This is a genomic window from Pedobacter ginsenosidimutans (assembly GCF_001442625.1).
Taxonomy (GTDB): Bacteria; Bacteroidota; Bacteroidia; order Sphingobacteriales; family Sphingobacteriaceae; genus Pedobacter; species Pedobacter ginsenosidimutans.
Window position 1 is genome coordinate 76,345 of the sequence record NZ_LMZQ01000009.1, and the last position, 22,450, is coordinate 98,794.

A 22,450-nucleotide genomic window follows, 5' to 3' on the forward strand; every position below is an offset into this window, starting at 1 on the left:
TCATGTCCTGATACTAAATACTTGATACTACCATGTTCAAATTAAACTTAAAAATCGCTTTGCGAAACCTTTGGAGAAATAAAGGATTTACCCTGATTAATTTGGGTGGATTGGCCATTGGTTTGGCCAGTTGTATGGTTTTATTGCTTTATGTTGCTTACGAGTACGGTTACGATAAACAATTTACCGATTATGGTAAAACCTACCTGGTTTATAATAATCAGAAAACAGCAAAAGAAACTTTCAGCTTTCTTGCGGTGCCGGGTTTAATGGAAAACGAAGTACGTTCTAAAGTTTCGGGTGTTTCGAAGGTTGGCCGATTATCTTATCCAGAATATAAAATGCTTTCTTACCATCAGAATAACTTTAAGAAAAGTGCCGTGTTTGCTGACCCAGACTTTTTAAAAATGTTTGATTACAAGGTTTTGAAGGGTAATCCAAATACTTTTCTGAAAAATCCTGATGGCGTAATTTTAAGCGAAACCCTGGCGAAAAACCTTTTTGGTAACGAAGACCCTTTAAATAAGGTTGTAAAACTCGAAAATAATCTGAGTTTAAAAGTAGAGGGTGTGATTGAAGACAGGCCGAAAAACAGTAGCCTGGAAATAGATTACCTAATGTCGTGGAAATTATACGAAACATTAAACCCTTGGACAAAAACCAGTGGCTGGACTTCTAATTACTGCGTATTATTTGTTCAGTTGCAAGATAATTCTTTTTTCGAACAAGCTAATAGTCAAATGCATGGCATGATTAAGGCCAATGATAAGAATTCGAATGGAGAACCTTTTCTGCATCCACTATCTAAATGGCATTTATATGAAAAATTCGAAAATGGCAAAAATGTAGGCGGTAGGATAGACCAGTTAAAGATATTTTTTCTTTTAGCTCTCTGTATTCTATTGATTGCCTGCGTTAATTTCATGAATCTTTCTACAGCAAAATCAGAAAAAAGAGCCCGTGAAGTTGGCGTCCGTAAAGCAATTGGTTCCTCAAGGAATAATCTGGTTAGCCAGTTTATGTTCGAATCAATTTTACTTACTATGCTAAGTATGCTGGTTGCTTTTGTGTTAATAGAAGTAAGCTTGCCATATTTCAATAACCTGTTAGGAATCTCATTGGAAATAAATTATGCAGATTGGAAATTCTGGTTCGTATTTTTAGGACTAACATTATTAACTGGCATTATTGCAGGTAGTTATCCAGCTTTTTACCTTTCATCATTCGACCCGGTTAAAGTATTGAAAGGATTTAAGCTTTCTGGTGGCTCATCGTTATCTATTCGCAAGTATTTAGTTGTTTTTCAGTTTGTATTTGCTGCATGTTTGATTGTTTGTACAGCGGTTATCTATCAACAACTGAATTTTATCAGGAATAAACCGATTGGTTATAACATTAGTAATCTTGTTCAGATCCCTGCTGAAGGCGAATTTGCCAACCCAGGTATGCGTAATATTCTAAAAGATGAACTTCTAAAATCTGGTGCTGCAACTGCAGTTACAGAATACAGTCAATCGTTAACTGCTGGCGGTAATAATACGTATGCAGTAAGCTGGCCAGGTAAAGATGAGAATGAAAAAATACTGGTAAACTACAGATTTACAACGGTTGATTTGACTAAAACCACTGGAATGGAAATTCTTGCTGGGCGCGATTTTTCGAAAAACCGTGTAGATACTGCAAATGTTTTAGTTAATGAGGCTTTAGTTAAGGTGATGGGTATGAAAAACCCTGTTGGTAAAGTGATTAGCTGGGACCAACCCTTAACCATTGTTGGGGTAGTGAAGGATTATGTAATGGAGTCGCCTTATCAAAGTCCGAAACCATTAATTATTGCACAAAATAAGCAGGCAACAAGCACCATAATTATAAGATTAAATGATCAAAGCAATGTTACCTCGTCTATTAATAAAATAAATGAAATTACAAAAAAACTAAATCCTGCTTTTCCAACTGAAGTTAAATTTGTGAATGAAAATTTCCAATCAAAGTTTCAAAATGAAAAGCTTTTAGGTACACTATCAAACTGGTTTGGAGGCTTTGCCATCTTCATTTCTTGTCTCGGGTTGTTGGGTTTGGCTTTATTTATGGCCGAGCAGCGCAAAAAAGAAATCAGTATCCGCAAGGTTTTGGGCGCCAGTACAGCCAACATCCTTACTTTATTGAACAAAGATTTCATCAAATTGGTTGCAATAGCCAATGTAATTGCATTTCCATTGGCATACATTATTATTAACAAATGGCTTTCGGGATACGAATACCGCATTTCTGTTTCTGCCTTACCATTTATAGCCGCAATTAGTCTTTCGGTAATCATTACCATACTCACCGTGAGTATTCAATCGGTTAAAGTGGCAAAGGCAAACCCGGTAGATGCTTTAAAATACGAATAACGGTGTAAGGTTTAAGGTAGAAGGCGTAAGGTTTATACGTCAAGACCCTAAACCTTATGCCCTAAACCTTACACCTTATGTTTAGATTAAACTTAAAAATTGCACTGCGTAACCTTTGGCGAAATAAGGTAAGCTCGTTTATTAACGTAATTGGGCTAGCCATTGGCTTGGCTGCCTGTTTAATGCTGCTCTTGTATGTTACCTATGAATGGAACTTTGATAAGCAGGCCAAAGAATCGGCTAACGTTTTCACCACTATGACCAATATTCCGGGCGATAACGGTAAAATTTCCGGAACATTTGAAGGCTCAACCACTGCTTTCGGTCCGGCAATTAAACAAAGTTTGCCCGAACTTAGGTACATGGCAAGGATGGACTATGGAGGCAAAAATTTAATAGCTAACGGACAAAATGCATTTAAACGTCAATCTAAATTCGCAGAGCCTGATATCTTAAAAATGTACGATTATGAATTTATTTATGGTAACGCCAGTACAGCTTTAAGTAATCCGAATTCTGTTATTTTAACGGAATCTACTGCTAAAGTATTGTTCGGAACAGCTGATGTGCTGAATAAAAGTGTACGGTTTAAAGATCGTTTAGATTTGAATATAACTGGCGTAATTAAAGATCAACCTGATAATAGCTCCAATAAATTTGATTATTTAATGCCTTGGTCTTTATACGAAACGATTGATCGGAGCGCCAAGGATTTAAACTGGAGCAATTATAGTTTTATAACGCTGGTGATGTTAAAAAATGGAGCAAATTTAGATTTGCTTAACCAGAAAATCAATCAGATAGAGAAAGAGAATAATACAAATAATCAGCAATCGCAGGTATTGTTCCCATTGGCTAAGCTACATTTATATGGCAAGTTCGAAGATGGCAAAAGTATCGGTGGCGCAATAGAACAGATTTATTTATTCGTTGGCTTAGCTTTTGGAATTCTTTTAATTGCCTGCATTAATTTTATGAACATGGCTACAGCCAAATCAGAAAAACGTGCAAAAGAGGTTGGTATCAAGAAAACTATTGGTGCTAATAGAGGCTCACTGATTGTACAGTTTTTGACCGAATCGATGATGCTTACGTTTATAGCGGTGATTTTTTCGATTGCCATCCTCGAGATCTTTTTGCCAACCTTTAACAACCTGTTGAATATAAAATTGAATATCTCTTATTTCAACAGCACCAGTTGGATGGGTATTCTTGGGATTGTTTTAGCTACAGGATTAATCGCAGGCAGTTATCCTGCGTTTTACCTTTCGTCTTTTAACCCGATACAAACCTTAAAACGAAAAATTAAATCCAGCGGTTTCTTTTCGGTTAGCTTAAGGCAAGTACTTGTAGTAGGACAATTCTGTTTCGCTATTATTCTTATCATTTCTACTTTGGTTATCTATAAGCAAATTCAGTACATTAAAAACAGGCCAGTAGGTTTTGATGTGAACGCTTTAGTAGAAATGCCGCAGGATGGCGAACTGAAAACAAAATATGAACTGCTGCGTACTGAGCTGATAAAATCTGGGGCGGTTACCTCAATGTTCCAATCTTCAGTTAGCTTATCACATCATGGTCGAAATTTTGCAGGTATTGAATGGGATGGAATGTTGAAAGCTACAAACAACCAGTTGTTTAACCAGGTAATTACGACCTACGATTTTATTAAAACCAATGGTATTAAACTGACCAGTGGGAGAGACTTTTCAGAAAATTTCGCATCAGATACCAGCGCTGTGATGGTGAGCGCTTCGGCTGTTAAGGTTTTTGGCTATAAAAATCCGGTAGGTAAAACAATTACCATTTTTGGGGATAAATTTAATATCATAGGTGTTTTCGACGACTATGTCTGGGATTCTCCTTACAAATCGAACAATCCAATGGTGGTATTCTTCGATAAGAACCAAACGGGAAACATCACCATGCGTTTGAATGAAAATAACAGCCTTCAAAGTAATATCGAAAATATCGGTAGGATCACAAAATCTATAAACCCTGCCTATCCGCTTGAAATCAATTTTCTAAATAACGTATACGCTGAAAAATACAATACCGAAAAAACCTTGGGTATACTTTCAAACCTTTTCGGCGGACTGGCCATTTTTGTTTCCTGCCTGGGACTGTTCGGTTTGGTGGCCTATAGTGCTGAGCAAAGAACAAAAGAATTTGGCGTGCGCAAAGTGTTAGGTGCCTCATTATTTAACTTAATGCAGTTGCTGTCGTTCTCTTTTGTGAAAATGATTGTGGTTGCTATCGTAATCGCTATTCCTTTGAGTTATTATTTAATGAATAAATGGCTGATGAAGTTCGAATTCCACACCGAAATATCATGGTGGATTATGCCCATTGCAGGTTTTGGAACTTTGCTAATGGCATTGATTACCGTAAGTTTTCAGGCTTATAAAACGGCTAATGCTAATCCTGTTGATGCACTTAAATACGAATAAGGTGAAAGGTTAGAAGGTTGAGGGCGTAAGGTTAAAGCGCCCAGACCTAAAACCCTACACCCCTAAACCATAAATCTCATGTTCAGATTAAACTTTAAAATAGCACTACGTAACCTTTGGAAGAACAAGGGATTTACATTGATCAATGTAGGCGGCTTAGCTATCGGAATGGCCTGTTGTTTAATGTTACTTTTGTACGTTAACTACGAATGGAGTTTCGATAAGCAATATAAAAATGCCGATAAGGTATATTTTGCTGCATTAAATTTAAAATTTAATGGCAAACTGGCTACCACAATGGCCGTTCCGAATAAACTGGCCAAAGCTGGGGTTTCAGAATTACCCGGTATTAAAAGTGCGGCCCGTATTTCGATGAACAATGGCCAGAAATTATATAGCCATAACCGGAATAATTTTAAATTAATAGGATTTAATGTAGATCCCGATTTTATAAAAATCCTTGAACAGAAATTTATCTACGGCGATCCGGGTACTGCTTTATCCGAGCCTAATAATGTATTGATAAGCGAATCTACAGCAAAGAAATTATTTGGCGATCAGAACCCAATCGGACAAAGTATTAAATACGACAACAGGGTAAGCTTAAAAGTTAGTGCTGTAATACAAGATTTACCAAAAAATCAAAGCATGCAGTTTGATGTTTTACAGCCATGGGCTTTTTTCGAACAAGAAAATCCTTCCGAAAAAGAAAATGGATGGGGATCAATTACCTGTTTAACCTTATTTCAACTTAAAGATAATGCTTCTTTAGATGCGATAAACGCAGCACTAAAACACTTCATCGTAAACAAAGAACCCGATTTAAAAGAAATGACCTACGAACCTTTTCTTTTTCCTTTAAGCAAATTTCACTTATATGATGATTTTGACAATGGGAAATCGGTGGGGGGTAAAATTGATCAGTTAAGATTATTTGTTTTCCTGGCCATCTGTGTATTATTTATCGCCTGCATCAATTACATGAATCTTTCAACCGCTAAGTCGGAGAAACGTGCCCGTGAGGTAGGGGTTAGAAAGGCTTTAGGTTCTACCCGAAATACAATAATGGGACAGTTTATGGTAGAGTCAATGCTGTTGTCTTTTTTAGCCATGTTAATTGCCTTTACACTGCTCGAAGTCTCATTGCCTTACTTTAACAACCTGCTCGATATCTCGATCAAAATTAATTACAATGCTTATCAGTTTTGGGGCATATTACTTGCTATGGTACTGGTAACTGGTTTGCTTGCCGGCAGTTATCCTGCATTTTACCTTTCATCATTTATACCCGTAAAGGTATTAAAAGGCTTTAAAGGTTCCACGGGCTCATTATCTATCCGCAAAACACTGGTAGTAGTGCAGTTTAGCCTTTCTATCTGCATGATTATTTCGGCAATTGTAATTTACAGCCAAATTCAGCACCTTAAAAATAAGCCCTTAGGCTTTGATCAAACTGCGCTGGCACAGATCGATTTAGAAGGAGAGTGGACAAAGCCGCAGAAATTGCAGACTTTTAAAAATGAATTGGAGCGGGAAGGTGCTACAATTGCTACAACAGAGTATGCTAGCTCATTTACAGATGGTGGTTCAATTACTAGCGACATTCAATGGCCAGGCAAGCCCAAAAATGATGTCTCGATTATTAATTATAGAAGTACAGGTTTCGATTTTGCCAAAACAACTGGTGTAAAGATTCTTGCAGGGAGAGATTTTGATCCTAAATTTTCGGCTGATACATCTACATCTCTGCTACTCAATCAAACTGCTGTTAAAATAATGGGACTAAAAAATCCTGTGGGTACTGTTATCCATTGGGGCGATAACCCGCCACTTAAAGTGGTGGGCGTAGTGCAAGATTATTCTAACGAATCGCTTGCTTCTAAAATACAGCCAACAGTTTATTATTACAATGTTAAAACGAGTCGGGTTTTGCTGCTTAAACTTAATCCCAAGCAGTCACTTTCTAATTCAATCGAAGCGATAAAATCGATAAGTCAACGTTTAAATCCTGCTTATCCGGTTGAAGTGAAACTGGTTAGTCAGGGCATGGCCGAAAAACTCCGGAGTGAAAGGTTACTTGGCGTCCTTTCGAACATTTTTGGAGGATTTGCCATTTTTATTTCCTGCTTAGGTTTATTGGGTTTAGCATTATATACCGCCGAACAGCGCAGTAAAGAAATCAGTATCCGTAAAGTACTAGGCGCCAATCTTTCAGATATCCTGGTTCTTTTGAACAAAGATTTTATGAAACTGGTAATCATATCCAATGTGATCGCTATTCCGGTAGCCTATATTCTTGTTGCCAAATGGCTTGAGAAATATGATTATAAGATTACCATTAATCCATGGCCTTTTTTGCTTGCCCTTTTAACCTCGGTAATTATTGCCATTTTAACAGTAAGCCTGCAAACCTTTAAAGTGGCCAAAGCAAACGCTGTTGATGCACTTAAATATGAATAAGGGCGGGAAGCTAGAAGGTAATAAGGCTGAAGGTTTAAACACCTGGCCCATCAACCTTCCAACCTTTCAACCTTCAACCTTAAAGCTATGTTCAGATTAAACTTAAAAATTGCACTACGAAACCTTTGGAGAAACAAGGTAATTACCTCCATAAATATTGGTGGCTTAGCTATTGCCTTGGCTGCTTTTATTTTGGTAACCATGTATTTTACCTATGAAACAGGTTTTGACAAGGAAAATCCAAACTACAACGAAATTTACATAGTAGGGAGGCAATTGCCCGATTTTAAGACCAATTATACTCCACCACCATTGGGTAAAGCTATTAAAGCAGAAATGCCAGAAGTAGTTGCAGTTGGTACCATGAAAATGAGCTTTTTTGAATTTCCGGTTAGCAGCGATCACGGCGTTGTTTTTTTAAGTAAATGCCTCTATCTCGATTATGCTGCAGCAAAAATGTTCAACATTAAACCCACTGTCGGTTTAACTAAGCCTGAAAGTACAACCGAAAATCTGTTTTACCTCAGTAACGAAAATTATAAAACGCTTTTCCCACATAATAAAAACGGCCAGCCTGAAATGATCTGGCTTGGGAGTAAATCTGCTAATATGACAGGTAAGTTGAGCGGGAGTATTTTTGCCGATCCCCATTCTAATATTACTTTCGATGCCATTTCATTGATGAAAGAAGTTGGGATAGGCGAAAACTATGGATACAACAACTACAGCACATATATCCAGGTAAAACCAGGCACAGATATCCAGGAACTTGAAGCTAAAATTAATACGCTTTATAAAAAGGAAATGCTAAAAAATGGAGAAGACCCTAATAATGAAACTTTTAAAGCAACAAAAGCCTTTCTCGATCCTTTAAAAAACCAACACCTTAAACCAAAGGCTGGTACCGATGCCAATTATAAAGTACTCATAGCTTTGTCTGTTTTAGGGATCTTGATCCTGGTCATCGCTTGTATCAACTTTACCAATCTAAGTATAGCACAGGCTACCAAACGGGCAAAAGAAGTAGGTGTTAAAAAAGTAATGGGTGCTTACCGCTTTCAGCTTGCCTTTCAATTTTTAACCGAAATTTTAATACAGTGTTTAGCAGCGACGATATTAGGACTGATTATGGCCGAAATCATCTTGCCAAAATTTAATAACCTGTTCGTGGTCAATTTATCCATTTGGGTAGCCAATAGTGCCTTATTCTGGCAATTGCCACTTATATTAATTTTTATTACGCTGATAGCTGGTATCTATCCTGCCATGGTACTATCTGGATTTAAGCCTGCCCTTGTTTTAAAAGGCAATTTTCAAACCAGTAAACAGAGCTATTGGTTGCGTAACAGTTTATTAGTGGTTCAGTTTAGCGTAGCGGTAGTTTTTATTATAGGTCTGCTCATCATCAATTCTCAACTAAAATACATGCGTACCCAGGATATTGGTTTCAAACCCGAACAAGTGGTGTACATTAAAAACCTCGCATATTTCGTTTCGCCAAGCAAATTCGATCCTATAAGGGATAAAATGGTCAAGATTCCAGGGGTGAAGTCGGTTACCGTTACCAATGCCTTGCCAGATGGTTCTGATAGCGGGAAAAATAAATATACTGTTGATGGAAAAGAACAGAGTTTAAGTTTTACAGATGTAGATTTTGATTATTTCGAAACATTAGATATTAAGATTAAAGAAGGCAGAACATTTTCCAGAGAATTTAAAACCGATACGGCAAATTCTGCTATACTTAATGAAGCTGCAGTAGCAAAGTATGGATTAACCAGCCCTATAGGTAAAACTATAAAAGGCTGCCAGAATAAAGAATATAAGATTGTAGGCGTGATAAAAGATTTTAAAGCACTTGGATTTGAGAAAGCAGTACAGCCTACCATTTACGCAATAAATGATCCCTGCGGAAATCCTAAAACAGAAATTATGCTAAAAATAGAAGAAAGCAAGATGTCTGAAGTGCTCAGTACCTTAAAATCGCAATGGCCAGAAATTAACAAGTTGGATGGAGATAATTTCCGTTACCAATTTCTGGATGAAATGTATGGTAAACTCTTTAAAAAACAAGAACAATTACAGTCTGTATTTTTTGCTGCTGCAATCCTCACCATTTTTATTGCAATACTGGGTTTATTTGCCTTTGCAAAATACATTACCACTGGTAGAATGAAGGAAATTGCAGTTAGGAAAATTCTTGGTGCAAGTCATTTACAGATTTTCAAACTTATTAATAGTTCATTCTTTGTTATGGTGCTTATAGCCAATATTATTTCCTGGCCATTGGCGTATATATTAACCAAAAAGTGGCTCGAAACCTTTGCATATCGAATCGATCTGCCACTTTTTCCTTTTTTAATCAGTGCAGTCCTAACCATTTTGTTAACTATTGTAACTGTAAGTATCCAGGCCAACAGTGCTGTAAAAGCAAATCCTGTTGATGCACTTAAATATGAATAAGACCTGCGCTTGGGCGTTTGGCGATCAGTGCGAATTTATCGCCTAACCCCAAACGCTTAGCGCTATTCTCCGTTCAGTACCGTACAGGTACTGTTCATAAACGGACATTTTTTCTTTTCGTTTGTTTTTATATTATTGATTTTGAGTTGTTTATGATTTGTTTTGCTCTTGGTATAAAATTGGCATAAACATTTGCAGATTTCATTGTACTAATTAATTTGATATGTTTAAATTAAATTTGAAAATCGCCTGGCGAAACCTTTGGAAAAATAAAGGTTATACTTTTATCAATATTTTGGGGCTTTCTATCGGAATGGCAAGCTGCATTCTCATTTTTATTTTTATCCGCTACCAGCTAAGTTTTGATGAAAACTTTAAAAACGAAAGCCGTATATACCGTGTAATAAGCGGTTGGACAACACCTGATAATTTTTTCGAATCTGCAGGTACACCACGACCTCTTCCGGCAGCTATGCGAAATGACTTTAAACAGCAATTTGATAAAGTTGCAGCTATTCAGGCCAGTGGTGGAATCATTAAAGTAAAAGACGAATCCGGAAAAGAAAGGATTAAAACCTCCGAAAGTGTACATTATGCAGAGCCGGATTTTTTTGAGATCTTAAGCTTTAAATGGCTTGATGGAAATCCACGCCAATCACTAAGTCAGCCTAATACTGTTGTATTATCAGATGAGATGGCCGATAAACTTTTCGGAGATTGGCACAGAGCAGTTGGAAAGAGCATTAACTTTCAGAACAAAGTAGATCTTAAAGTTACCGGTATTATAGAAAAAACACCAGATAACAGCTCTTTCCCACTTAAAGTAATCATCTCTTATAAAACTTATCTAAACCAGGCAAGGCCAGAGTCGACTAACTGGGGCACAGTTTCTTCTACTTCTGAATGTTATGTATTACTAAAAGAGGGGGCTTCTATTGAGGATGCAAGTAAAAGTCTCCCTCAGTTTATTACTAAATACTATAAAAGAGATAATGTTTCGAAAGAAAGTCATCGGTTTCAACAGCTAAGAGATATTCACTATAATGCAGATCTGGGCAATTTTGCGAACAAAGTAATGCCGAAAAAAGAACTTTATGGGTTGGCCATAATTGGTGCTTTTTTATTGCTGACCGCATGTATCAACTTTATCAACCTCGCTACTGCACAGGCCGTAAGCAGGGGAAAAGAAGTTGGTGTACGTAAAGTAATGGGTAGTTTGCGCAGGCAATTAATTGTACAGTTTTTAACAGAAACTTTAACGATAACGGTTATTTCCTTACTGGTAGGTTGCGTTTTAACAGAAGTAGCCTTGCCGGGCATGCAAAGCTTATTTAAAGATCATATTTCATTTAGCATTATCGAGCACCCCATCATATTTGTATTTATGGTTGTTTTGGTATTGCTGGTTAGTTTTTTGGCTGGTTTTTATCCAGCAATGGTCATGTCTGGTTATAGCCCCGCATTAGCTATTAAAAACAAAATTACCGCGAATACCGCGGGTTTAAGTTTGAGGAAGATTCTTGTTGTAGTTCAATTTGCAATCACTATTATTTTGATTATAGGCACTTTGGTTATACTAAGGCAAATGAGTTACATGCGAGAGAAACCCCTTGGTTTTATTCCTACGGCTGTAGCCCTGGTTGATGTTCCTTCTGATAGCATGGCATTTACCCGATATCATACGTTGCAGGATCGGATCAATAAAATACCAGGTGTATTATCAACCAGCTATTGCGATGCAGCACCTTCTTCTGATTTTAATAACCAAAGTAATTTCAATTACAATGGAACAGTAAAATCAACTTTTCAGGCCAACACCAAAACAGGAGATGAAAACTATTTTAAAACATTTGGTTTAGAAATTATAGCTGGTAAAGGCTTATCTAAGAGTGATACACTCAAAGATATTGTGGTAAACGAAACCATGCTAAAAAAGCTCAATGTAGTTAACTATAACGATGCGATTGGGAAATCCATCAGGATCAATGGCAAAACAGGCAATATTATCGGTGTAGTTAAAGATTTTAACAATATGAGTTTGCACGAGCCTATTTCTCCGATTGTGATTAACAGCGACAAAGAATCGTACACCACTATAGCTGTAAAGCTTGATAGTAAAAGTATTTTACCTGCTATGCGGGCTATTGAAAAAACATGGAACACAGTACTGCCCGAATATGTTTATGAATCTACTTTTATGGATGATAAAATCAGTGAATATTATCAAACCGAAAAAATAATGGGGACCCTTTTTAAGGTGTTTGCCGGGGTGATCATTTTTATTTCGTTTATCGGTTTATTTGGACTGATCTCTTTCGTGGCTACACAGAGAACCCGCGAAGTTGCCATCAGAAAGGTTTTGGGTGCTTCTACATTAGAATTGGTTAAAATGTTAAATGGTTCATTTCTATTGATGGTTTTTCTTGCCAATTTGGTAGCCTGGCCACTTGCTTATTTATTTGTTGCCAAATGGCTGGCCACTTTTACCTACCGCATTGATTTGAATATCTGGCCTTTTGTATTTGCCATGATTATTTCTATGGTCATTACATTGATTACCGTAAGCATCCGCTCGTATAAAGCAGCAGTTGCCAATACCATTGATGCACTTAAATATGAATAAAGGTAGGAAGGCGAAAGGTTTTATGGCGGAAGGTTAATGTACCTAATCCATCAACCTTCCACCTTCTAACCATCAACCTTGAAAAAATATGATACAACTTAATAACATCGAAAAATATTACGCAAACAAAGGCATTAAAAACTACGTGTTGCGTTTGGTTACTACCAACATTAAACAAGGTGAATTTGTTTCCATTATGGGCCCATCGGGTGCAGGGAAATCTACTTTGCTCAATATTATTGGTATGCTTGAAGAACCAACTTATGGTTCGTATGAGTTTTTGGGCGAGGATGTAACTTCGTTGAATGAGCGTAAACGTATTGAACTTTACCGAAATCATATTGGTTTTGTTTTTCAGGCTTACCACTTAATTGATGAAATGACCGTTTATGAAAATATTGAAGCCCCATTGCTGTACAAAAAAGTAGGTAGCTCCGAGCGGGCAAGTAGAATTGCCGACTTGTTAGACCGTTTTAATATTGTTGCCAAAAAAGATTTATTCCCTAATCAACTTTCAGGCGGACAGCAACAATTGGTTGGTATAGCAAGGGCATTGGCCGCCCAACCATCTATAATTCTGGCCGATGAGCCAACGGGTAACTTGCAATCGGCACAGGCAGAAGAAATTATGACGTTGTTTAAAAAATTAAATCAGGAAGATGGTATTACCATTATCCAGGTTACACACTCCGAAAAAAATGCACAATACGGAAATAGGATTTTGCACATTGCAGATGGGATAGTAAAAGAAGATGTGGCTATATTAAGTTAGACCCAAATTATTATTTAAGCAAAAAGGCTGAGGATAAGTACGTATTTGGAATGGTAATAATTTCTATTTGTATTTATCCTTTTTATCCGTGGTTAAATTAACTTTGCCACATGCAAAAATCATTTATCGATCAAATGGGCAGTGAAATTTCTATCAATTTCCCACCTAAACTGATTATTTCTGTTGTGCCCTCACTAACAGAATTGTTATTTGATTTAGGATTGGATAAGGAAATTATCGGATTGACCAAATTTTGTATTCATCCGATAGAAAAATTTGCAGAAAGAACCAAGGTTGGTGGAACGAAAAAGCTCAACATCGATTTAATCAAAGATTTAAAACCCGATTTGATTATTGGCAACAAAGAAGAAAATACGCAAAGTGATATAGAAGAGCTTGCAACAGATTTTCCGGTTTGGATGAGCGACATTTTTACTTTGGATGATGCCATGAAGACTATCGGCCAGATAGGGGAACTTGTAGATCGAGAGCCAGAAGCCGGTTACCTTAATCATTTAATCTCTGCTGGATTTAATGATCTGAAAACACTTGCACTTCAACAGCATATTGATAAAAAGGTAGCCTACCTCATCTGGCGTAAACCCTATATGGCTGCTGGGAAAAATACCTTTATCAATGATATTCTGCTGATCAATGGTATGACTAATGTAGTTACGCAAAAACGTTATCCATCGGTTACACTAGCAGAACTGAGAGCTTTAAATTGCGAACTGATCCTGCTTTCGTCAGAACCTTATCCCTTTGGCGAAAAACATATTGAAGAAATACAAGCTGCCGTTCCTGAAGCAAAAATTATATTGGTGGATGGAGAAATGTTTAGCTGGTATGGAAGCAGATTGGTTAAAGCCGTTCAATACTTTTTCGAGTTTCAGAAGCAAATTATTAGCTTTTAAAGGCAAATTTTTATAATTTGTAGCATACGGCTAAATCATCCCGTTATCATACTGTCACCAATAAAAAACAAATCATAATCCGATGAAAAAAATATTAATACTATCGCTGTTCGTAGCCGTAATTTCTGGTTGCAGTTCAATGAAAAACGGAGGAAACTCCAGTACCGTTACCGCAAGTGGAACAATTGAAAAATTAGGCATGACTACGTTTCAATACGGTACACATTTATTAAAAACCGACAATAAAACTTATGCCTTAAAAAGTGCAAGCATAAATCTTGATACCTATTTAGATAAGAAGGTTACCATAAAAGGAAAAAAGGTTTCTGGTTATCCATTAGAAGGCGGGCCTGAATTTATCGATGTAACTCTAGTGAAATTTTGATACCTATCAGGTTAAGGCAATGGCATCATTCCCGTGAAAACGGGAATCCTAAAGCTTCACCCATGGTTCATTAACTTTCTAATGCATTAAGATTGCCAGTCAAGCTGGCAATGACGGACAGTGCTTAGGTACTGCAAAGATGTACGCACGACCATTGAAATTAAATTTTGTTTCTTTACAAAGGATTGCAAAGATTTGATTATTCAATTTAGTTTCTATCTTTGCAATCCTTAAAACATCCTATCTGCGGAAGTGGCGTAATTGGTAGCCGCACCAGACTTAGGATCTGGCGCTTCACGGCGTGGGGGTTCGAGTCCCTTCTTCCGCACAACAAGATCAACCGTTCCGATTTAAACATCAGAACGGTTTTTTTATGGCATAGGTAATTAATTTTGTAATTAGTGTTACTGCTCAGCTATTTTTAACCACAGACGCACACGGATGGTGTATTTGTTATATATTCAATTATATAATTAATTGGTTTTCTTTCTATAAACTGCAAAAAATAGCTAAAAGAAGATTTCCTGGCCGTCCCAGAGGGACGATTCCACGGTAGCCAGTTGTAAAACTGGCGTTTTCGTTCCGTAGGAACGTTTGGTGTTTTAACCATTAATTCTTCACCTATCCTTGCCACCTAAACCTGATCGCAGTGGTTCCGATTTTTTCATCGGAAAGAACGGAGAGCAGGGCTGCATTAGCCCAAACGCTACCGAGCCTGCTTTCCAAAAAAATAAATGCTTAATTTATGCTGAAAACAAAGGCTAAGTTTCATTACTCGTTAATCCTGCTTTAAGTTACAAGTCTTCGTGGTTTGTGTCCCTACAGATCATCACAAAAACTTCTAGTAGCCCTGTTATTGAAATTTTTCTCCTTAAAAATTAAAGAGTTAGCGGTTTTTGATCGAAATAATCAATAAAATATTGCCAATGCCTTTTGATTATCCAATCTTGTTTCTATCTTTGCAGTCCTTACAACATCCTAACTGCGGAAGTGGCGTAATTGGTAGCCGCACCAGACTTAGGATCTGGCGCTTCACGGCGTGGGGGTTCGAGTCCCTTCTTCCGCACAACAAGATAAAGGCCGTTCCGATTTAAACATCGGAACGGTTTTGTTTTTAAAAACATTGATTAATAAAAATTGATGTGCTGTGCCGGTTGTGGCGATATATGGTTTCTTCTCAAATCTCATATCTCATATCTCCCGTCTAAAGCACATCTTACTATATCTCATAAAAATGAATATTACACAGGAAAAAACCGGCAACTTAAATGCTGTTGTAAAAATCAAAATCGCACCTGCTGATTACACTGGAAAAGTAGAGAAAGCCATTAAAGATCAAGCTAAAAAAGCACAATTACCTGGTTTCCGTAAAGGAATGGTTCCTGCTGCCCACATTAAAAAAATGTATGGCAAAAGTATCCTGGTTGAAGAGGTTAACAACTTGTTGAACGATACCTTATCTAACTACATCGCAGAACAAAAATTAGAAATTTTAGGTCAACCACTTCCTAAAATGGACGATGAACGCGAATTTAAATGGGATAATACAGATGATTTCGAATTTGATTATGAGTTAGGTTTAGCACCTGCTTTTGATGTAAATCTTTCATCTAAAGATAAATTTACCGAATATGTAATTAAAGCTGATAAAGAAACTTTAGAAAGCCGTATCAAAAATATCCGTCGTAGCTATGGTAAAATGACCAATCCTGAGGTTTCGGCTGATGATGATGTACTTTACGCTGAATTAACTCAGGTAGCTGCAGATGGTACTGCTGTTGAAGGCGGTATTAGCAGTACAGCAACTGTTCGTTTAGATCAGATTAAAGATAAAAAAATCCTTAAATCGTTGATCGGTTTAAAGAAAGATGATGAAGTAACCATCGATATCCAAAAAGCATTAGAAGATGCTGCGGTAATTGCAAAAGCTTTAAATATCTCGGAAGAAGAAGCTGCTGAGTTAAAAGCAAACTTCAAACTTCATGTTAAAAATGTGAACCGTTTAGAAGAGTCAGATTTAAACCAGGAGTTTTTTGATAAATTATTTGGTGAAGGTACGGTAACTGACGAAGCTGGTTTCAGAGCAAAAATTACCGAAGAAGTAGAAGGTATGTTTAAACAAGATGCTGAGCGTAAATTATCTAACGATATTTATGAAGCACTTTTAACTAAACACAATTTCGAATTGCCTGACGAATTTTTACGTCGCTGGTTAAAAGCTACAAACGAAAAATTAACCGACGAAGAGTTGGCAGAAGGTTATGATGATTTCGCTAAAAACCTTAAATGGACTTTAATCGAAAATAAAATCATCAAAGATAACAGCATCGAAATTAAATATGAGGATGTAGTTCAGGCAGCTAAGGCTAAATTAGATGCGCAGTTTAGAATGTATAGCCCAAGCCCACTTCCAGAAGATCAATTGGCTCAATATGCCGTTCAGTTTTTACAGGAAAAAGAAAATGCAAACCGTGTTTTCGAAGAGGTAAAAGCATTAAAAACTTTCGAACAAATCAAATCTGTTGTAACTTTAGAGCAAAAAGATATTGATTACGATAAGTTTATTGCGCTGGATAAAAAATAAGCGTTTAGCGTAAGGCGCTTTGATAATGATTGTGCTATTGCTCAATTAAATTTCAATCGGCTGAAGTTGGCAGTTATCAATAGCAATAACTGATAAATTACTTGATATAGCTGACCGATTGTCAGTTGATAAAAAATACAGATTTGCAGAGCAGCTCAATGGGGCTGCTCTTAGCATATCCAAATAATATTGCCGGGGGCTCAGGCTCTATTTCCAATAAGGAATTCGCTCATTATCTGAATATTGCACATCGATCTGTCTTCGAGAATGCAAATATTTTAGTAGTTTTAGAGCGGCGAAAATATATTTCTGACACAGAACTGAATGATTATCTGGAAGAATTAGATAAATTGGCACGGAAATTAACCAACTTCAGAAAATATTTATTAAAATAACTTGCGTATTTGGTTTAGGCTTAACCCGCTTATCGCAAAACGCCAAACTCTATAACCATGAACATAGATTCACAAGAATTCAGAAAATTTGCCGTTAAACATCAGGGGATTGGCGGTTTACACGTAGATAAATTTATTGCTCAGGCTAATCTGAACCCTAAGAGCATGACACCGTATATTATTGAGGAACGCCAGTTGAATGTAGCGCAAATGGATGTTTTCTCTAGATTGATGATGGACCGTATTATCTTTTTAGGTGATGCGATTTATGATCAGAATGCAAATATCATTCAGGCTCAGTTGTTGTTTTTGCAATCAACAGATGCCGATAGAGATATTCAGATCTACATTAACTCGCCAGGTGGCTCGGTTTATGCAGGTTTAGGTATTTATGATACCATGCAATATATACAACCAGATGTAGCTACAATCTGTACAGGTATGGCCGCATCAATGGGAGCCGTTTTATTGGTAGCAGGTGCAAAAGGAAAACGTGCTGCATTACCTCACTCAAGAGTAATGATTCACCAACCATCAGGCGGCGCACAAGGTGTAGCATCTGATATGGAGATCAACTTAAGAGAGATGTTGAAATTGAAAAAAGAATTATACGATATTATTTCAGAGCACTCTGGACAAACATATGATTGGGTAGAGAAAGCTTCAGATCGCGATTACTGGATGACAGCTGACGAGGCAAAAGGATTTGGTATGGTTGATGAGGTGTTATCGAGAAACGCAAAAAAAGATGGCGAAACAAAATAAAGAATCCCGTTGTTCATTCTGCCATTCTGGCAAGCATGAAACATTAATGTTGATTGAAGGCATGGATGCGTTTATCTGCGATAAATGTGTAACCCAGGCCAATCAATTGCTTGCGCAAGAATTAGGGACCAAAGGGACAAAAAATATTCAAGAGGCGATAAACTTATTAAAGCCTCTTGAAATTAAACAACATCTTGATCAGTATGTTATTGGTCAGGACGATGCTAAAAAGGTATTATCTGTTGCTGTTTACAATCACTACAAACGTTTAAATCAAAAAGTTGATAAAGACGAGATTGAGATCGAGAAATCAAATATCATGTTGGTGGGCGAAACCGGTACCGGTAAAACACTTTTGGCCAAAACCATTGCTAAAATTTTGCATGTGCCATTCTGTATCTGCGATGCAACTGTTTTAACAGAAGCAGGTTATGTAGGTGAAGATGTTGAAAGTATTTTAACGCGCTTGCTCCAGGCTGCTGATTATGACGTAACGGCTGCCGAACGCGGTATCGTTTACATTGATGAGGTAGATAAAGTAGCGCGTAAAAGTGATAACCCATCCATTACACGTGATGTATCAGGAGAAGGTGTTCAGCAGGCTTTATTGAAAATTTTAGAAGGTACAGTTGTAAACGTTCCACCTCAGGGCGGACGTAAGCACCCAGATCAGAAAATGATCCCGGTAAACACGAATAACATTCTATTTATCTGTGGTGGGGCATTTGATGGTATTGAACGTAAAATTGCCAACCGTTTACGCACGCAGGCGGTAGGTTATAAGGTAAAGAAAGATGAGACAGTTTTAGATCTTAAAAATCTTTATAAGTATATTACACCTCAGGATTTGAAATCTTTTGGGTTAATTCCAGAATTAATTGGTCGTATACCGGTTCTTTCTCACTTAAATCCATTGGATAAAGAATCTTTAAGAAACATTTTGACTGCACCTAAAAACTCATTGATCAAGCAGTATGTGAAGCTTTTTGCCTATGAAGACGTAAAGCTTGTTTTTGATGAAGATGTTTTAAATTTTATTGTAGATAAAGCAATGGAATATAAACTGGGGGCGCGTGGTTTAAGATCGATCTGTGAAGCGATTATGTTAGATGCGATGTTTGATACACCAACGCAGACGGATGTCAAGGAACTGCATATCAATCTCGATTACGCGATAGAGAAATTTGAAAAGGCCGACTTTAAAAAGTTGCAGGCCGCTTAAAAATTCAATCCTCTCGCGAAAGCGGGGGGATTTTTTTTTAATACAATATTGTTAACGCTAAGCGCCAGGCGCTATGCTCAAAACTAAAGAATATGAACGAAGAAAAAGACGTAAAAAAAGACGATGAAATAGTAGAGAAATCGAAAAAAGTAAAAGAGGTAGAAACTCCCGTTAAATCAGGATTAAAATCGAAAGATGAAATTGTTAAAAATTGGTTGCCACGTTATACCGGTAGAACCTTGGATCAATTTGGCGATTATATTCTGTTAACTAATTTCAGTAAATATGTAACCATGTTTTCCGAATGGAACGATAATGCACCGGTTATGGGTTTAGATAAGCCTATGCAAAGCGTTACTGCGAATGGCATTACAATTATCAACTTTGGCATGGGAAGTCCATTAGCAGCAACCATGATGGATTTATTGACGGCCATTAAACCTAAAGCAGTGTTGTTTTTAGGTAAATGTGGTGGTTTGAAGAAGAAAAATCAATTAGGCGATTTAATTTTGCCTATTGCCGCAATTAGGGGAGAGGGTACATCAAATGATTACCTGCCGGCGGAAGTACCTGCATTGCCAGCATTCGCCTTGCAGAAAGCGATTTCTACAACCATACGCGACCATGGTAGGGATTATTGGACCGGAACCTGTTATACCACCAACCGTAGGGTTTGGGAACACGACAAAGAGTTTAAAAAGTACCTGAAAACTTTAAGGGCTATGGCTGTAGATATGGAAACTGCTACAATTTTTACTACGGCCTTTGCAAACAAAATTCCAGCTGGCGCATTGCTTTTAGTTTCCGATCAACCAATGATACCTGAAGGTGTTAAAACCGCCGAAAGCGATAGCAGCGTAACTGAAAAATACGTAGAAACACATTTAAGAATCGGTATTGATTCGTTGAAACAGTTGATTAATAATGGATTGACAGTGAAACATTTGTTGTTTTAGGATGAAATCGTCATCCTGAACTTGTTTCATGATCTTTTTAGCGAATTGGAAAAGATGCTGAAATAATTTCAGCATGACGTATTAAGTTAGAATAATTGACATTCTTAACTCGTCAGGATCTTAATAAGCAAATGATTGAAACAAAAAAAGATCGGCCAATAGCCGATCTTTTTTTGTTTCAGTGAACTTAGTCTCTTATCCTAAATAAGATTTTAAGATTTTACTTCTTGACGTATGACGTAAACGCTGTAAGGCTTTATCCTTAATCTGACGAACACGTTCACGGGTTAAATTAAATTTCTCTCCAATTTCTTCTAGAGAAAGGGGATGGTTAGAACCTAAGCCGAAGAATAAAACGATAATTTCTCTTTCTCTTTCGGTTAAGGTAGATAAAGAACGTTTAATTTCTTCTGATAAAGATTCATTAATCAATGAGCTATCCGTATTTGGCTCGTGGTTTTCCAATACATCTAATAATGTATTTTCTTCACCTTGAACAAATGGAGCATCCATTGATACGTGACGGCCTGAATTACTAAGAGTGTCCGAAATTTTATCCACTGTAGTTTCTAAAATATCAGCAAGTTCTTCAGGAGAAGGCTCACGTTCGTATTCTTGCTCTAATTTAGAGAAAGCTTTACTGATTTTGCTTAACGATCCTACCTGGTTTAAAGGTAAACGTACAATACGGCTTTGCTCGGCAATTGCCTGCAAAATAGATTGACGAATCCACCAAACGGCATAAGAAATGAATTTGAAACCTTTAGTCTCATCAAAACGTTTTGCCGCTTTAATTAAACCTAAGTTACCTTCATTGATTAAATCACCTAAAGTTAAGCCCTGATTTTGATATTGTTTTGCAACAGATACAACGAAACGCAAGTTGGTCTTAGTCAATCGCTCTAATGCAGCCTGATCGCCCTCACGAATCTTCCTTGCTAAAATTACTTCCTCTTCTGCTGTTATTAAATCTACTTTGCCAATTTCGTGTAGGTATTTATCTAATGACTGACTTTCACGGTTGGTAATGGATTGCGTTATCTTGAGTTGTCTCATTTATACGAATTGTGTGCTCTTTAATTATTGAGTGTGCAAAGTTACGAAATTGTATAGCAATCCGAAAGGATAAAATGCTGAAAATGTTACTGTTTGCACAAGTTTTTTACAGTTTTACTTATAGCAAAAATCATTCCAAACAAAATTCTGTCATCGTATGCCTCAATAGCTATATTATAATTGTTTTTCGATTATTATTTATTGTAAATCAATAAATATATTTTGAATTATAATAATTTATTATTTATGTTTGTACTGTAAATGATTGAATAAATATGACGTTTCTTAATTTTTCAACTATTTAAAGCAAATAACAAAAGCCATTATTATTGGGGGTTTTTGATCATGTAGTTTTTGTCAGGTTGTATGTATAAAAATCAAAACAAGAAATCGGCTTAATTATTCAAACAGTAAATAAATCGCGGACATTACATTTTAAACTAGTATGTAATTATGGAAATTAAAATAACAACCAATCAGATTTTGAAAGTATTACAGATACTTTCCTGGATAATTTTTATGGGCTTATGTGTCGAAGCCGGTGGGGTAATTGTTAATACAATTATTACAACGTTTATAAACCCACAGGGTGTGAAGAATTTTTGGGATGGAGCAGATTATTTGTCAAGTGTTTACAAATTTGATCAGGGGTATTTCCTGGTCATTACACTCGTTATGATTATTGTTGCTGTGCTAAAAACAATCATGTTCTATCTAATTGTGAAATTGTTTATCGATAAAAAACTCAGTATTTCTAAGCCTTTCAGTTTAGAATTGAAGCATTTTATTCTGATACAGGTTTTTTTAGCGCTTGGGATAGGTTTTTTTGCCCATTTAGGCTATAATTATACGGTTTGGCTTACAGAGCAAGGGGTTATGGATGCTAATCTCCGATCGTTAAATATGGATGGAGCTGATGTATGGTTCTTTATGGCTGTTGTACTTTTTATAATTGTACAGGTTGTAAACAGAGGAATAGAAATTCAACAAGAAAACGATTTAACGATATAAT

At 36.8% G+C, this 22,450-nt stretch carries 15 protein-coding genes and 2 tRNA genes; 16 read left to right on the plus strand and 1 reads right to left on the minus strand.

Annotation, left to right across the window (positions count from 1 at the left end; translation table 11 throughout):
- Positions 1-32: 32 nt before the first annotated feature.
- From ASU31_RS13775 to ASU31_RS13845, 15 genes are all read left to right on the plus strand, one after another.
- Positions 33-2,393 (plus strand): ABC transporter permease, encoded by a 2,361-nt coding sequence (locus ASU31_RS13775; RefSeq protein WP_057932880.1) that lies wholly within the window; start codon positions 33-35, stop codon positions 2,391-2,393.
- Positions 2,394-2,470: 77 nt separating this feature from the next.
- Positions 2,471-4,843, plus strand: a complete 2,373-nt coding sequence (locus ASU31_RS13780) for an ABC transporter permease (RefSeq protein ID WP_057932881.1) — start codon at positions 2,471-2,473, stop codon at positions 4,841-4,843.
- A 78-nt stretch (positions 4,844-4,921) separates the two neighbouring features.
- Positions 4,922-7,303, plus strand: a complete 2,382-nt coding sequence (locus ASU31_RS13785; protein WP_057932882.1) for an ABC transporter permease — start codon at positions 4,922-4,924, stop codon at positions 7,301-7,303.
- An 87-nt stretch (positions 7,304-7,390) separates the two neighbouring features.
- Positions 7,391-9,766: an ABC transporter permease gene (locus tag ASU31_RS13790; RefSeq protein WP_057932883.1), complete on the plus strand. Its 2,376-nt coding sequence runs from the start codon at positions 7,391-7,393 to the stop codon at positions 9,764-9,766.
- A gap of 223 nt (positions 9,767-9,989) precedes the next feature.
- A complete protein-coding gene (locus ASU31_RS13795; protein WP_057932884.1) occupies positions 9,990-12,389 on the plus strand; it encodes an ABC transporter permease in 2,400 nt (799 codons plus the stop codon).
- 88 nt (positions 12,390-12,477) lie between these two features.
- Entirely contained in the window at positions 12,478-13,161 is a 684-nt protein-coding gene (locus ASU31_RS13800; RefSeq protein ID WP_057932885.1) for an ABC transporter ATP-binding protein, read from the plus strand.
- A gap of 110 nt (positions 13,162-13,271) precedes the next feature.
- Positions 13,272-14,075 (plus strand): ABC transporter substrate-binding protein, encoded by an 804-nt coding sequence (locus ASU31_RS13805; RefSeq protein ID WP_057932886.1) that lies wholly within the window; start codon positions 13,272-13,274, stop codon positions 14,073-14,075.
- 82 nt (positions 14,076-14,157) lie between these two features.
- On the plus strand, positions 14,158-14,460 hold the full coding sequence (locus ASU31_RS13810; protein ID WP_157258013.1) for a hypothetical protein: 303 nt from the start codon (positions 14,158-14,160) through the stop codon (positions 14,458-14,460).
- Positions 14,461-14,706: 246 nt separating this feature from the next.
- Positions 14,707-14,788 (plus strand) — tRNA-Leu (locus tag ASU31_RS13815).
- A gap of 656 nt (positions 14,789-15,444) precedes the next feature.
- Positions 15,445-15,526: transfer RNA gene (locus tag ASU31_RS13820), tRNA-Leu, on the plus strand.
- Between the two features lie 168 nt (positions 15,527-15,694).
- The gene (gene tig, locus ASU31_RS13825; RefSeq protein WP_057932888.1) at positions 15,695-17,044 is read left to right on the plus strand and encodes a trigger factor; all 1,350 of its coding nucleotides are present in this window, start codon (positions 15,695-15,697) and stop codon (positions 17,042-17,044) included.
- Between the two features lie 143 nt (positions 17,045-17,187).
- Positions 17,188-17,439 carry a four helix bundle protein gene (locus ASU31_RS13830; protein WP_209434991.1) on the plus strand — a complete coding sequence of 84 codons (252 nt, stop codon included), beginning with the start codon at positions 17,188-17,190 and terminating at the stop codon, positions 17,437-17,439.
- A gap of 57 nt (positions 17,440-17,496) precedes the next feature.
- Complete coding sequence (gene clpP / locus ASU31_RS13835; RefSeq protein ID WP_057932889.1) at positions 17,497-18,204, plus strand: ATP-dependent Clp endopeptidase proteolytic subunit ClpP; 708 nt, start codon at positions 17,497-17,499, stop codon at positions 18,202-18,204.
- Positions 18,188-19,426 (plus strand): ATP-dependent Clp protease ATP-binding subunit ClpX, encoded by a 1,239-nt coding sequence (gene clpX, locus ASU31_RS13840; RefSeq protein WP_057932890.1) that lies wholly within the window; start codon positions 18,188-18,190, stop codon positions 19,424-19,426. The genes clpP and clpX overlap by 17 nt, the downstream gene beginning before the upstream one ends.
- Before the next feature lie 92 nt (positions 19,427-19,518).
- On the plus strand, positions 19,519-20,382 hold the full coding sequence (locus tag ASU31_RS13845) for an AMP nucleosidase (RefSeq protein WP_057932891.1): 864 nt from the start codon (positions 19,519-19,521) through the stop codon (positions 20,380-20,382).
- Positions 20,383-20,577: 195 nt separating this feature from the next.
- On the opposite strand, the gene ASU31_RS13850 is transcribed toward ASU31_RS13845, so the two are convergent.
- Positions 20,578-21,438, minus strand: coding sequence for a sigma-70 family RNA polymerase sigma factor (locus ASU31_RS13850; protein WP_010601359.1), 861 nt, complete (start codon positions 21,436-21,438; stop codon positions 20,578-20,580).
- A 453-nt stretch (positions 21,439-21,891) separates the two neighbouring features.
- Here ASU31_RS13850 and ASU31_RS13855 point away from each other — a divergent pair, with 453 nt between their 5' ends.
- Positions 21,892-22,449: a DUF2975 domain-containing protein gene (locus ASU31_RS13855; protein WP_057932892.1), complete on the plus strand. Its 558-nt coding sequence runs from the start codon at positions 21,892-21,894 to the stop codon at positions 22,447-22,449.
- Position 22,450 lies beyond the last annotated feature (1 nt).